7 protein-coding genes are annotated in these 13,647 nt (G+C 67.6%); 3 read left to right on the forward strand and 4 right to left on the reverse strand.

The window, feature by feature from the left end; translation table 11 throughout:
- Positions 1-43 precede the first annotated feature (43 nt).
- The 3 genes from ACS3YM_RS14230 to ACS3YM_RS14240 all read right to left on the reverse strand — a co-directional run bounded on the left by ACS3YM_RS14230 (position 44) and on the right by ACS3YM_RS14240 (position 5,608).
- Positions 44-1,402 (reverse strand): FAD-binding oxidoreductase, encoded by a 1,359-nt coding sequence (locus ACS3YM_RS14230; protein WP_439939895.1) that lies wholly within the window; start codon positions 1,400-1,402, stop codon positions 44-46.
- 2 nt (positions 1,403-1,404) lie between these two features.
- Entirely contained in the window at positions 1,405-3,285 is a 1,881-nt protein-coding gene (locus ACS3YM_RS14235; protein ID WP_439937087.1) for a BTAD domain-containing putative transcriptional regulator, read from the reverse strand.
- 160 nt (positions 3,286-3,445) lie between these two features.
- A complete protein-coding gene (locus tag ACS3YM_RS14240) occupies positions 3,446-5,608 on the reverse strand; it encodes a GmrSD restriction endonuclease domain-containing protein (protein ID WP_439937088.1) in 2,163 nt (720 codons plus the stop codon).
- A 631-nt stretch (positions 5,609-6,239) separates the two neighbouring features.
- Here ACS3YM_RS14240 and ACS3YM_RS14245 point away from each other — a divergent pair.
- The 3 genes from ACS3YM_RS14245 to ACS3YM_RS14255 all read left to right on the forward strand — a co-directional run bounded on the left by ACS3YM_RS14245 (position 6,240) and on the right by ACS3YM_RS14255 (position 8,400).
- A complete protein-coding gene (locus ACS3YM_RS14245) occupies positions 6,240-6,500 on the forward strand; it encodes a DUF2237 family protein (protein ID WP_439937089.1) in 261 nt (86 codons plus the stop codon).
- Positions 6,501-6,725: 225 nt separating this feature from the next.
- Positions 6,726-7,301: a hypothetical protein gene (locus tag ACS3YM_RS14250; RefSeq protein WP_439937090.1), complete on the forward strand. Its 576-nt coding sequence runs from the start codon at positions 6,726-6,728 to the stop codon at positions 7,299-7,301.
- Positions 7,302-7,422: 121 nt separating this feature from the next.
- On the forward strand, positions 7,423-8,400 hold the full coding sequence (locus ACS3YM_RS14255; protein ID WP_439937091.1) for a PGN_0703 family putative restriction endonuclease: 978 nt from the start codon (positions 7,423-7,425) through the stop codon (positions 8,398-8,400).
- Between the two features lie 59 nt (positions 8,401-8,459).
- Here ACS3YM_RS14255 and ACS3YM_RS14260 read toward each other — a convergent pair whose 3' ends face one another.
- Entirely contained in the window at positions 8,460-13,646 is a 5,187-nt protein-coding gene (locus ACS3YM_RS14260; protein ID WP_439939896.1) for a DEAD/DEAH box helicase, read from the reverse strand.
- Position 13,647: the final 1 nt, after the last annotated feature.

Here is a 13,647-nt window from a genome sequence, read left to right on the forward strand (position 1 = left end):
CGCTTGAGCCGGACTTGCGTCCGACTTGAGCCTGACTGCGGAATCAGTCGCCGGAGGCCCGTTGGGGCGGGACGAACAGTCCCTCTGGGTCGGCTTCGCGACGGATTCGACGGAGTCGGTCGTACGCCGCCGGCGACCAGCCGCGGCGGGCGGCGGCCTCGTAGGCCATCGAGAGGTAGGCAGCAGCCGAGGTCCAGGGCGAGAGCGAGTCGAGGATGCGCGTGGCGCCCTCGCGCACCGCCGTCCACCCGGTGCCCACGTCGAGCCCGACGCCGAGCACCAGGAACGATCCGTCGAGGTGGTCCATCGCGCCCTCGCGGGGCGACGGCCGCGCCAGCGCGCCCCCGAGCTGCCGCAGCTCGACGAAGAGCAGGTTGCTGCCGGAGCCGGGGCCGGCGACGTCGACCAGCGCGTCCGCCGCGTCTGCCGGGAAGCCGTGCACCAGGACGCTGTTGGCGTAGACCGCGGTCGGCTCCTGCGGGTCCATCTGCAGGTGCGCGATGTCGGCCGCGGGCATCTCGGTGAACGTGTCGATCTCGGGCTTCAACGCACGCAGCGGAGCGATCGCCCGGGCCCCCGCCTCGGGGTCGCCGAGCGCCACCGCGTCGATCATGACCATCTGCCGCCCGCGCAGCTGCCCGGGCAGCCACTCGATGTCGGGCACCTGGAAGATCCGCGCCACGCTGGTCACCGACTCTGGCGCGTCCTCGGTCCACGCGCCCCACGCGGTGAGCACGCGGCGGGCCTGCTGCCAGTCCCACGCCAGCATCCCGGCGTACGCCGTGCGCACCGGCAGCAGGTCGAACTCGAGCGAGGTGACGACCCCGAAGCCGCCGCTGCCGCCGCGGGCCGCCCAGAGCAGGTCGGGGTCGTGGTCCTCGGTCGCGCGCACGAACGTGCCGTCGGCGAGCACCAGCTCGACGGCTGTGATGGCGCTGCACTGCAGGCCGTGCTGGCGGGCGTACCAGCTCACTCCCCCTCCGAGCGACGAGCCGACCACGCCGACGCTCGGGCTCGACATGTGCATCCCGGCCAGCCCGACCTTGCCGGCCCGGGCGACCACGTCACCCCAGAGCACGCCGGCCTCGGCCCTCGCCGTACGAGTGGCGGCGTCGATGCGGAGCCCGGTCATCGCCGAGGTGCGCAGCAGCACCGCGTCGCCGAGCCGGCCGGCGAGCGGCGGGGCGCCGTGCCCCGTGCCCTGCGGCGCGACCCGGAGTCCTGCCGCCGCGGCAGCCTTGACGACCAGCGCGACCTCCTGCGGGTCGGCCGGGTAGGCGACGGCCGCCGGGTGCTCGTCGACCTGGAGGTTCCACGGCATCCGCGCCTCGTCGTAGAGGGGGTCGCCGGGCAGGTGCACGGCACCGCCGGCCAGCCCGCGCAACGCCTCCGCCTGGTGCATCGTCACCGCCTCCCTCCTGGGGGCACTCCAGCATGATCGGCGCGACTTGAGTACGACTTGAGCCGCCGGTCCAGGCGCGCCTGCAGCAGTGCGCGCTCGCCGGCCGGGATGTCGGCGTGGATCGCGTCGCGGACCAGCGGGTTGACGAAGTCGAGCGGGTGACCGTCGAGCAGGATCTCGCTGCGAGTGAGTACGTCGAGCGCACCCGCGACGTCCTCCTCCGAGTGCTGCGCCAGGTCGGCCACCGTCACCAGGTCGGCGTCCGTGCCCAGCACGGCGACCGCCCGCGCGACGGTCGTGACCGCCGCCGGCATGCGGCGCAGGCGCAGCGTCACCAGCGAGGCGACCGCGCGCGAGCCCACCGCCCGGACCGTGTCGACGTGCGCCACATCCGGCGGCACGCCCTCGTCGGCGAGCGCGCGCAGCAGCTGGCGCAGGAGCAGGGGGTTGCCCGCGGTCATCCGGTGGCAGGCCGCGACGAACGGATCGGCGCCCCGACCGAGGCGGTCGGTCACCAGGGTCGCGGTGCCCTGTTCCGACAACGGGGCGGGGCGCAGCACCGACACCGACTCGTTTCCTGTGAGCTCCGAGAGCAGGTCGTCGGCCGCGTGCGGCTCGCCGGTGCGCAGCGCGAGCACGAGCAGCACCGGCAGTCCCTCCAGGCGGCGGACGAGGTAGGCGAGGAGCTGCAGCGACGCCTCGTCGCACCACTGGACGTCGTCGACGCACATCACGAACGGCGCGTCCTGGGCGAGGTCGGTCGTGACCTCGCACAGGCCGCGGAGCACCGCGAAGCGGTCGCCCTTCTGCAGGGCCTCGTCGGCACCGGCGCCGAACAGCTGCCGGACCACGCCCCACTCGAAGCCCTGCTCCGCGGGGCTGCTCCGCGCCGACCGCACGAAGACACCGGCGCCGACCGCGCGGCGTCGCAGCTCGTCGAGCAGGCGCGTCTTGCCGATGCCCGCCGACCCCTCGATGAGCACGCACCCGGATCCGCCCTCGCCCAGCTCGTCGAGCTTCTCCTCCAGCACGGCCATCTCGCGCTCGCGGTCGACGAGCCCGTCGGGCGTGCGCGGACGTGGAACGCTCACGGTGGCGCTTCGCTGCGTCGGCGCCTCGAGGCCCGACGACTGCGCGAGGATCTCGGCCTCGAGCGATCGGAGGGCCGGGCCCGGGTCGACGCCGAGCTCCTCGGCGAGCACGTGGCGTGCTCTTCGCAAGGCTTCGAGTGCCGCAGCCTGGCGGTGGGAGCGGTAGAGCGCGAGGCTGAGCAGGCGCCAACGCTCCTCGCGGAGGGGGTCCTCCTTGACGAGCGCCTCGAGGTCGCCGATGACGAGCTGCGCCTCGCCGAGCTCCAGCCGGGTCCCCAGCAGGCGTTCGCGGGCGACGGAGCGCAGCTCGGTGAGCCGCGCGACCTCCGCCTCGGCCCACGCCTCCCCGGCATAGTCGGCGTACGCCGGACCGCGCCACCTCCGCAGTGCCGTGTCCAGTGTGCAGACCGCCTCCCCGGGCGCTTGGCCCGCCGCCGCCTCGACGTCTCGCTCGAAGGCCCACGCGTCGACGGCATCCGGTGCCAGGCGCAGCACGTAGCCCGGCCCGGCCCGCGCGATCACACCGTCCCGGTGTCGGGCACCCGCGTCGGGCTCGAGCCGCCGGCGCAGGTGGCTGACGTACGCCTGCAGCGCCCCATGGGCGTTGGCCGGCGGATGGTCTCCCCACACGCAGTCGACCAGCCGGTCGGCCGGCACGACCTGGTCCCGCTGGATGACCAGCCCCGCCAGCACGGCGCGCTGGCGGCGCCCGCCGAGGTCCACGACCGCGCCTTCTCGCGTGGCCGTGAGCTCGCCGAGCACGTGCAGGTTGAGTTCCGGCTGCCCGTCCACCCCATTCCTCGCGTCGCCTTCGTCGAGCGTACGGCGGTCTCGGGGCTAGGGGCGGCCCCGATTTTGGGCACGCGCTCAGGCGCAATTGAGCGGCACGCTGCGCGTCGCTCGCACATGTCTTGCTGGGCGAGGTCTTGCTGCCGCTACAGGGCAGCTCGCGCTACTCGGCGACTTCGCTTTCCTGGTCGTCGTCGTTGGCAACGTCGACACCGAATTGCAGTGAGTACTGACTGCGAAGGTCGTCAAGCCGGATGCCGTTCGCTGCATCTACGGCCCAGAACGTCCAGCCGTTGATCTTCCGCTTCTTGACAAATCGAGCCGCACCGGAGGGGCTCTCGAATATCCGGTCTTCTACTTGGAGCGATCCGTCCGGGAGGACCGACGCTTGAACGTCGCTCGTCCGTCCCCGACCGATGAGCGTCTGGCCCACTTTCAGGAGCCCCTCAGAGATTAGGGCGTCCACACCGATGTATGAGCTGGGTTGAGTGGCAATGCCAGAGTGAATGCCCGCATGACCGGCTGGGGTGGACCAGATCTCGAGGATCGCGCGGGTCATGTGCTCAGTTCGCTCATCGATTTTCTGCTCATCCCACCCATCGGCACTGACGGCGCGGACGTCGTTGTTCATGAGCATCACGTCATGTTGCGCGATATACGCCCGTTTTCCGGTCTCTCCAAGCCAAGGTCCGTTGCTTACCTTGCTGTTCAGGCCGCGCGTGAGAAGAGTCAGATTCCCCAGGACATGGACGTGATTGTCTCGTGTCAAACGCGATGCAACATCGTCGACCGGCCAATGGGTTTGCCATTGCTGCGGCAGAATGTGCTCGATCGCGTGGTGATCACGCGCCACCCGTTGGCCGGCGTAGGAAGGTCGGTCACTGTCATACCCACGCAGGTGGTCCTCGATGGCTTCGAGAACCATGCGGAGCCGTCCACGTCGAAGGCGTCGGTAGATCGGCGCGGTCGCCAACCACGTGCGCACTTCCTCGTCGGCGGGCCAGTACAGATTGCCCGACGTCTGCTCGCGAAGCACCCGTTCCGTGACCGTCGCCGCGTCCTGTCGGGGATTCTCCTTGAGTTCCTGGAGGAGGAGCGCGACCAGGTCCGAGTAGCTCTGAGTGGAGAGTCGTAGTAGGGACCTGCGGACGAGCCAGCTTTCCAGGTGCGTCAGGAAGCGGTTCTCCACGTCGGCGGCCACCGGTTCCAGTGCGGGGTCTCTGAGCCAGATGAGCAAGGGTTTTGTCGCCTCGGAATCGAGTGCGCCGATCCGGTAGACGAACAGCGTGAGGCGATCAAGTACGCCATCCTTCACGCGTGCTGTCTCGGTCCACGACTGGTAGTCAATGGCAGCGCGATGTATCGCCGGCAGTAGATCGCCCACTGCCGCGTCAAGGTCGTGGGTCACGAAGTACTTGAATCGGGAGAACACTTCGCGGACGCCGATGTTCTCTGCGGTCTGCGCGATGAGCCACTGGTTCAAGAACAATGAGCTGCGTGCCATGGCGTTACGCCCGGCTCCGACTTCGTTCTCCCAGAATGCGGTCTCGAAGAGCTTCCAGTGTTTCTCGTAGGAAGCCTCGCTCTCCGCGGCAGGCAGATCAAGTCGTTGGAAGACGAAGTTCTTGATGAGATCAGCTGCGGTCAGCGGGGTGCCTCGCGCGTTCAGGGTCTCAAATATCTCCTGGCTGTCTTCGTCGGCTTCGAGCTGAATGACGACCAGCTGAAGCCCGTTGAGCAACACGTGGGTGAGCGCCTCCGCTCGGGACTCGTACGCTCCCGTCGCGAGCCAGTCAGTCATCGCTTCGCTGAAGAACTGATGGCCCTGAGTCATGCGGCTGTCCCGGTGCGGGAGGATCGTGTAGTCCACCGGCAGCGCTGCCGCCATGACGTCGTTGAACGCGGCGCGATCACGATTGGTCGGCCAGACCTTGAACCGGTCCTCCGAGGAACCGCAGAAGTGCTCGGGATTGCGAATCAGGTCCTCGACCTGACGCGCCAACGTGTCCGCACCTACCAGCGTCAATGCCTGATGTGCGGCATCGAGAAGGAGCTGCATCGTGGTGAGACGCTGCTGACCGTCGATGATCGTCCAGTAGGGCAGATTCCCAACCGAGGCCGACTGATTCTGCAGGACGACAGCCCCGAGGAAGTGCGGGCTGGATTTCCTCCCTTGACGCCTGAGGTCGGCGTGGCGGCGGATGTCTTCCCAAAGCATCGACCACTGCTTCTCCCGCGTCCAGACGTACGGACGCTGAAAGAGTGGGACCAGCAGGCGTTGAGGCATGAAGAACACCTCATGCGGCGTCCTGACTTTGGTCTCCACGCGCTTCCCCCTCGGTCTTCAACAGCTCGACACCCTAGTCAGGCAAACCCACATAGGTCACCAACTTCGGCGAGCAGCGACAGCTTCCGCCAGATTCAAGACGCCCAAGGCACCACGACGCCAGGACGAGCCCGGCAGTCCGGCACCCACACGAGGGCGAGAGACTTCGGTCGCTGACCTCCTCTTCTGGCCCCACCCTGCGAGGCGGGGGGACGGTGTTGGCATGGCTGTAACGAGCTGCCGGGACCTGCGCTCGCTGACAGCGTTGGCACCAGGGACGGCGACGTCGCCGAGGAGCGCGTGCTCAAGTCAGCGGACGCCAAGGACAACCGAAAGCGGGGTACCGCGTCGCCCACGTCTGGTACGACGCGGACAAGAAGGACATCTTCACCGCAGACAAGCTGCCAATTGCCGAGGTCGTCGACAGCAAGTTCCCCGCGCTCCGGCGCGGGACTGACGGTCGCCCGCGAGGTCGTCATCGACGTCGCGCCGAGACCCCCCTCGCCAGGTACTACGAAAAGCGGGGCGGCCACCTCGGATCCTGCGGCATCGACCCCGTCACCGGTTCTACCGCGACGGCACCTGAACGTTCGGCCCGCAGGACGTCGGGCTGCACGCGGTGTGCGCCGTCATGACCGAGGAGTTCCTGGCCCACCAGGCCTCGATCGGGAACGGCCCCTCCACGCCTCGCCCGGAGTGGCACTTCCCCGGCCTCGTGCCAAGTGACCGCCGGTGTGTCGTGGCCGCACGCTGGCTCCGGGCGCACGACGCCGGGGTGGCCCCAGCGGTCGTGCTGTCGGCGACCTGGGAGCGTGCGCTCGAGGTCGTGCCGCTCGAGGTGCTGCGGCCGCAATCGGTCGACGTGTCGCCGGGCCTCAGCGAGCTCGACTGACCCCGCCGGCTGTCGAGGACGGACCTGAGGGGTCGGGGGTTGGCCGCCCCGATACTCGGGGCAGGTCCTGCCGACGGCGCAGGACCCGCCTAACTTCCGCAATACGCTGACGAGGCGATGCGCGCCGGGTACCGTCCACCCTCGGCGGTCTCCCGTCACATCTTGTCCGCCACTTCTCGAGGTCTTGTCTTAATGTCTCGCGTCTCCAAGTCCGCTGTCCGCGTCGTGACTGCATTCGCTGTTTTCCTTGTCGCGATCGTGGGGTTCACCGTTCTCAAGAACGCGGGACTGCTCTCACCATTCGGCATCAAGTCTGAGGCGGCAGACTCGCAGGTGGTCCAGTCGATCAAGCGGACCGAGGAAGTCTCGCTGCTTGCCCTAGGTATCCAGGGGATCACCAGCGAGGAGCGCTGCTCAACGGCGTTCGGCAAGTGCATCCCGGGTACGTCGGACGAGGTGTACCTGCAGTACACGTTCACGGGGAAGCTCGGCATCGACGGCGCCGCGGTTGATGTCAGGGAGACCGGAGCTGACGCGTACACCATCTCGATTCCCGCGTTCGAGGTCATCGGGTACAGCGACCCTGAGTTCGAGGTCGCCGTGACGGACGACGGGGTCCTCAGCTGGGTGACCGAGGACATTGACCAGACCGAGATGATCACCAAGATCCTCGGCGAGGACGCACAGCAGAAGCACCTCGAGGACAACGAGGACCTGCTCCAGGAGCAGACCAAGGCCTTCTACGACAACATCATCCTGAGCGTGGCCCCCGAGGCGAAGATCACCTACGAGTTCGCCTGACGCCGACGGTAACGCGTAGGCCACCCTGGCGAACCAGCCGACCGTGAGGACGAAGCGCGCTCTTCGCCTTGACTGACACATGAGACGCGCCGGCGTACTGTGTCGTCACCTAGGGGGATCAATGAGCACAGAGCTGCCGCATGTCAGGAGTGACTCCGCGGTCGTACGGCGTCATCGAGCGCACCAAGGCACGTGGCGGGACGAAATCGGCTGGCCCGCCGGGCCTCCGAGTGATGAGCGCGCTCGCTCGCGATATCCGGTGCTCGCCAACTACTTCGCTGAGGAGCACGAGGGACTCACCCCCGAACAAGCCGGCGTGAATCTCATTCCTCCAAGTGCCGCCGAGTACGCCCACCAGCGACTGGCCCAGTTGCGAGCGATCGACGGCGTGGCTGAGCCCGACAGGCTCTGGCGAAACCTGCTGTCCAGCCAACCTCTAGCCTTCTCGATCGCTGGCCACCTCCGCTCCCACCAGCAGGCCGCGGCGCGTCTGTTCGCGCGGCTGACCGGGCGGGAAGTGGTGGGGTTCGGCGCACTTCAGGATCCGACTGCGCCGACCCACACGCTCGCCGGCATCGAAGCCGAGTGGTTCCCTCCCAGGCAGCATCACACGGGGGACCGCTCTGGCTTCGACATCGCCGCGCTCCTCGAACTTGCAGACGGCAGCCACATGCTGCTGACGATCGAGGTGAAGTACGTCGACACCTTCTCCCCCAAGAAGCTCGACACCGGTCGGTACGCCGACTCGCTCCGCGACTGCGAGATCACGGACCAGCAGGCCGACGCCCTAGTGAAGGCTGGCGGGTCGCAGTTCCTCCGGTCGGTGTTGCTGACCAGCTCAGTCCTGCGCCGCGGCATTGCCGGCGAGACGAGTCCGAGGATCGACTCCGCCATGGCCGTCGTGCTGGGGCGCGGAGACGACCAGAGCGCGCAGGCCGTCGTCGAGCGGTTCGCGCGCGTGGACCTGCCGGTGACAACGAATTACTGGAGCCATGAAGACTTCTGCGACGCGGCGAGCCGCGACGACGAGCTCGCAGACTGGGCCGACCAGCTCCTCAAGCGCTATTGCCCAGGGGCGAGCCCCAGAGATCATCGCTAACTGCAAAAAGTCCCGAGCAGGTGCACGCGAGTCGCACGCGCGAGTTGCACTCTTGGGCCTTAAGCGAGCAACTGGTAGAGCCCATCAGGGTATGCACGTGCCAGGCGAACGTCCCTGACCCCTACGGCAAGTCCCTGACCGCTGAGCGCCGACGTCGCCGCCCGTTGCTGAGCCGTCCACCCCGCCTGGTCTACGCGCCACAGCGGGTGCGTCAGAAGTACCGCCCTCCGCCCGGAGCGGACGTAGGTGAGGCCGCTCTCCTCACCCACTTCAGCGGCGCCGAGCGGCTCACCGAACGTCTCCACGAAGTGCGTCGCCGTCGACTGCGCCAGCGACAACCAGCGATCTACCTTCAGATCCCGCCCAAGACAAAGGTCCGCGACGTCGAGTGCCAGGCGCCAGTCGAGGAACGGGTGGAGGTGGCGGTTGTCGTAAGAGCGGAGACAGTCGGGGCACGACGAGTCGCACGAGATGTGCGGCTCTGCATGCCACAGGTTGCCGAGCGAGTCCGCGAGGCGAGACACCACCGCCAGCAGTCGCTCAGATGACCCAAGCTCGGATGCGTATCCGGCACCGTTCTCCAGGGTGTCAGCGAGGTAGATGCCGGCGCTGACCACCGTGTCCATGCGTCGAGACTGGAGCCCGACCGTGATCTCTGACGGGTCGATGTCGAGCTCAGCCTGGGCGCCACGGCGGAGCGCCTCACCGAAGGACTGCAGTGCTGCCAGTCCGCTCGGACATACGTGGGGCTGAACCGCGACGGATCCGCCCTCGAGCGCGAGACGGTTGGGTAGCACCATCAGGGCGTCCGTCACGCGCACCTCGCCGATCGCGAACCCGGCGCGCCCCGAGCCGTCGCCCTCCACCACGACGTGGCTGCCGTCAGCCTGGCGTTCGGTCTGGAACAGCCGTCCACCGTTGTCGTTGACCGTCAGAAGCTTGCCTTGGTCCATGACCCACGTGTCCATGGCTCCAGGACGCTCTGGCTCAGTGGGGGCTTCGACCCAGCCAAGAACAGGGCGCGACGCGCTGCTCGACACGTACTCGTCCGCTCGTCGGTCGGACCTGCTCTCCGAGGTTCGGAAGCCCAGCGGCTGATGCATGGTGGTGCTGATGACTGCTGATCTGCACACCGGGCAATTGGATGGCGTCGCGCCAGGGAGGTCAGAAACCGCGTAGGTGCACGACGAGCACCGCAACACTGCAACCGTCGCCGACAATGGATTTTCGGAACGTCCGGTCCGTCGGTTGTAGCTGGCGAATCCGTTGGCCTGATAGACCCAGCCGTCACGGATCACGAGTGACTCCGGCGAGAACATCGACACGGCTTGGCCCAGTGGTCGGTCGGACACCTCGTGCACCCTCCCGTGGCCCTCGGGATAGAAGAGCGAACGCACTCGTGTGGGAAAGCCGAACATGGGGAGAACGCCTGCGTTGGCGAGGCGCTCAGACAGGTCAGCATGGGTCAGCAAGGGATCCAGCTGCGCTTCGTCGATCCTCTTGACCAGTTCCGTGCGGATGCCCGTCACGATCTCGACAACTCGTTGCTCGTCCACCGCCGTGAACGCGCCAAGTCGCCGGACCACCCGTTCGACCTCGGACGAGGACTCCAGGAAGTGCGCGATGGTCGCGCGCCGCTCCGGCCAGTCCACCGTTCGCCCAAACGATCCGTGGACGCTGCCGCGCGCGGGCGGAGGCTCGGCGAGTGTGCGAAAGGCCTGTCGCAGCACTTCTGCGTTGGCCACGCGGCGCAGGATGGTCTCGCGCTCGGTGTCGAGGAACGGCTGAGGGGGTGTCTCGCCGGTCATGCGAACCGCCTCGACGAAGTAGTAGTCATCGTGCGAGCGGTCGCGGCACAACGTGGCGGCGTAGGAGAACGGCTGCCCTGACCGACCGGCGCGGCCGACGCGCTGCTGGTAGTTGAAGCGTTGAGGCGGCATGTTCCCCATCACCGTCGCGCTGAGCGAACCAATGTCGATCCCAACCTCCATCGTCGTCGTCACGCTCAGGACGTCCAAAGGACTGGTGCGGTCGTTCTCGACCGGGCGAGGCAGCAGGGCCCCTCGGAACCGCCGCTGTCGAGCACGGGCGAGCTCAGGCGGGCGCGTCTGACCCGTCAGCTCGGCCACAGCGAGACGGGTCGCTGGTTGGTGACTGAGCTTGACGTAGTAGTCGCCGTGAGCGAGGGGCGCGAGATCAGCCGCGGAGAGGGCGCCGTCACAGCCCTCCCGGACGCACACCCCGGCGGATGGGTGAAGGTGCCGGGTAGTGCACTTGGCACAGATCCACACTTCGTCACCATGCCGTCGAATGACGACTGGCAGGTCCGTCTTCTCGAGCGCGAGGGACGGACCTTCGAGCATCGCGCTCAGCGCAGAGGTGACCGCTGAGTCGACGTCTTCAAGAGCCATGCCGTTCGCCGAGGCCACTCGCTTGAGGTAGTTGTCCACCGCCCTGGGGCGTCCCTTGGCGTCGCTCTGGTGTCCTGGACTCCAACGGTCGGTGAGGCCGTACAGGCGAATCACCGAGCTGACGACGTCCTGCAGCTCGGGTGCCACGCCAAGAGCGGGAGCGGGGGCCAGGTGGCCCACCAAGGTCATCTCCAGGTCCCGGCCGCGCCCGCCTAGCAGCGCGTCCCCCAACGCCATCACGAGGTAGCGTCGGTACAGCCCGCGGTAGCGCTGGCGGGCGGAACCTTCGGGGAGCGGCACCCACTCGCCTGGCTCGGGAGGATCGAAAGCCGCGTTCCACGGCTTCCCATCCTCGAGCTCCATCAGCATTGCACGTTGGCCGCTAGGGGGTACGCCCACGCGGACGAGTTCGATGGTCAGCTGCTCAACCAGGTCTGGCCACGGCGCCTCGTGGAGTCCAGAGCGTTCGGACTCAAAGGCGGCCACGACGTCGGTGTGCGACTGCTGTGCCAGGTCCATCGCTATTGCCATGTAGGCCTTGGCGACCTCCGGGAACTGCTGACGAAGGGGGTCGTACCGGCCCATGTCAGACGCGTCCAGGCGACCCGGGTGCGCCCCGTCGCGCAGGACGCGGACGACCTCATCCTCCTGGTCGAGTGCTCTTCGAACCAGTTGTCGCACGAGATCGGCGAAGCTGTTCTCGGCCAGGCCCATCGCCATGGACGCTGCGTCGTCCCGGCTGTCTGTGAAGACGATCGTCTTCTCCGGCTTGTCAGTGGTTGAGACCGAGCGCACCACTTGGGACACCAACAGCTGGGTCGCCTGGTCGATGCCCTGCGTGTGCGCACGGATCGGTGACCGCACGACTCCGTGCCGGAACCGCGGTTGCTGCTCCTTGTGCGCGCACGACGGACACTGCGACGGCAACGCGGGCGGATGCCACCCTTCGGGCGCTGAGTAGGAGAGCGACACCCCGGTGGGGTCGCTCCCCGGTTGACGATCGAGGTATCCCAGACGCGGATGAAGCTGAACCTTGGAGAAGCCGAGCTTGACCTTGCTGTCACCGGGCCCGGTGTGTTCCCAGCGGGCGAGGCTCGTCGGCGCGCCCGGGCGGTACCAGACGTAGCGGTTGGCCGCCCGCCGGAACACCAGTTTTTCAGACTCTGGCTGAGCCTCGGCAGGAGTGGCGGACAGAAACACGCCGTCCGTGCTTCCGCCGACCACGTAGCCGCCGAGACCAAGATCTCCGCAGTGGTCGCAGTACAGCAGCTCAAGCACGCGGGCACCGCAGTCGCAGAAGTGCCTGGCGGCGGCGTACAGCTTGCCCACGGTCCGGCCCGCGTCCTTCTCGACCTCCGAGCAGCACGGATCGCAGCACGCCCACACGCCACGCATCGACCGTAGGAACACGTGCGCGCGAAAGGGGATCTGCCCATCGGAGGGTCGAGCGCCTAGGGCTTCCAAGCAGCCAGCCAGCAAGTCCTCGTGACCTGCACCTCCGAACAGGTGCCGCGAGACGTCGCTCATCGATGTTGCCCGTAACGTGCCTGGGTTCGCGTCGTCGAAACAAGCCGCAGCGAGCGCCGCGTCGAGACCACTTAGGTCGCCGGCCTCGACCTTCGTCCTCACGCCTGAAGGATCAAGAGGAAGCGGCGCACCGATGTCGAGCGCACGTCCCGGGATCGTGCGGAACGTAGTGCGATCCACACCGAAGAAGCGCTCCAGGTACTCAGCACGGTCGCTGTCCAGCGACGCGCTCGTGGCGACGACCTTGAGCTGACCGCTTTCCGGACCAAGACCAAGTCGGTCGCAGAGGTTGCGCACGATCATTCCCACCTCGGCACCCTGGGTCCCGCGGTAGAGGTGCAACTCGTCGACCACCAGCGTGAGCTCACGTTCGGGGTCAGCCGCCAACCAGTCGCGGGTCTTCGTGAAGATGGGCTGCTCGGTGTCGCGCATCAGCATCACGTTGAGCATGGAGTAGTTGGTGACGAGGATGTCCGGGGGTGCGGCGATCATGTCCCACCGCGTGACCATCTCGTTTGCTCGCGGGTCGGTCATCTGCGAGGTCAGGTCCTCGCTGGCTCCAGCGACGGCGTCGATCTCTGCGCACATCTCCCTGAGCTGGCGCGCCACTGGAACGACCTGCTTGTGCCGCCCACGGTCGGGCATGCCGGCTCCGCCCAGCGTGGCTCCGGTGTAGCGGCCGAACCAGAGCTCGGGTCCGCCCAGCGCCGACATGCGTCGCAGCGACCGTCGAAGTCGAGCAACCTGGTCCTCGACCAGAGCATTCATGGGATACAGGACGATCGTTCGCACCGCTGCTTGTCGACCGTCCGGCCTGGACCGGGTCCAACGCTCGGGCCTTGACTCCCACCATGCGTCGGCTCCGCCTGGAGCGCCCCACCCCCGCGACTCAATGATCAGCCGCGCGAGGACGGGCAGCAGGAAGCTCTCGGTCTTTCCAGAACCTGTCCCAGAAGTGACAACTGGGTTCTTCGCCGTTCCGTCTCCGAGCATCGAGACGCGAAGCGCATCCGCCTGGTGCTCGCGCAGCAGCATGTCGGGTCCGCCGATGTCTCCAAAGACACTGCGCAGCAGCAGCAGCCCCTCGTCGCGCGTGAGACCAACCTCAAGACACGTGTCGAGAGCCGGGATCGTGCCTGGGTAGGGGAGCACCGGCTCGATGAGTGGCTCTTGGAACAGGGTGCCCGGCTGCGACAGCAGCCGGCGGCGCTCGTCCATGACGTCCCCGTCAGCGAGCCAGTAGGCCGTGTCGATGTAGGACAGCAGCGTCTCCTGGATCTCCGAGACGACACGGTGGGGTGCGGGCACG

Source organism: Nocardioides sp. N13(2025), from assembly GCF_051912545.1.
In the GTDB taxonomy this organism is placed as follows: domain Bacteria; phylum Actinomycetota; class Actinomycetes; order Propionibacteriales; family Nocardioidaceae; genus Nocardioides.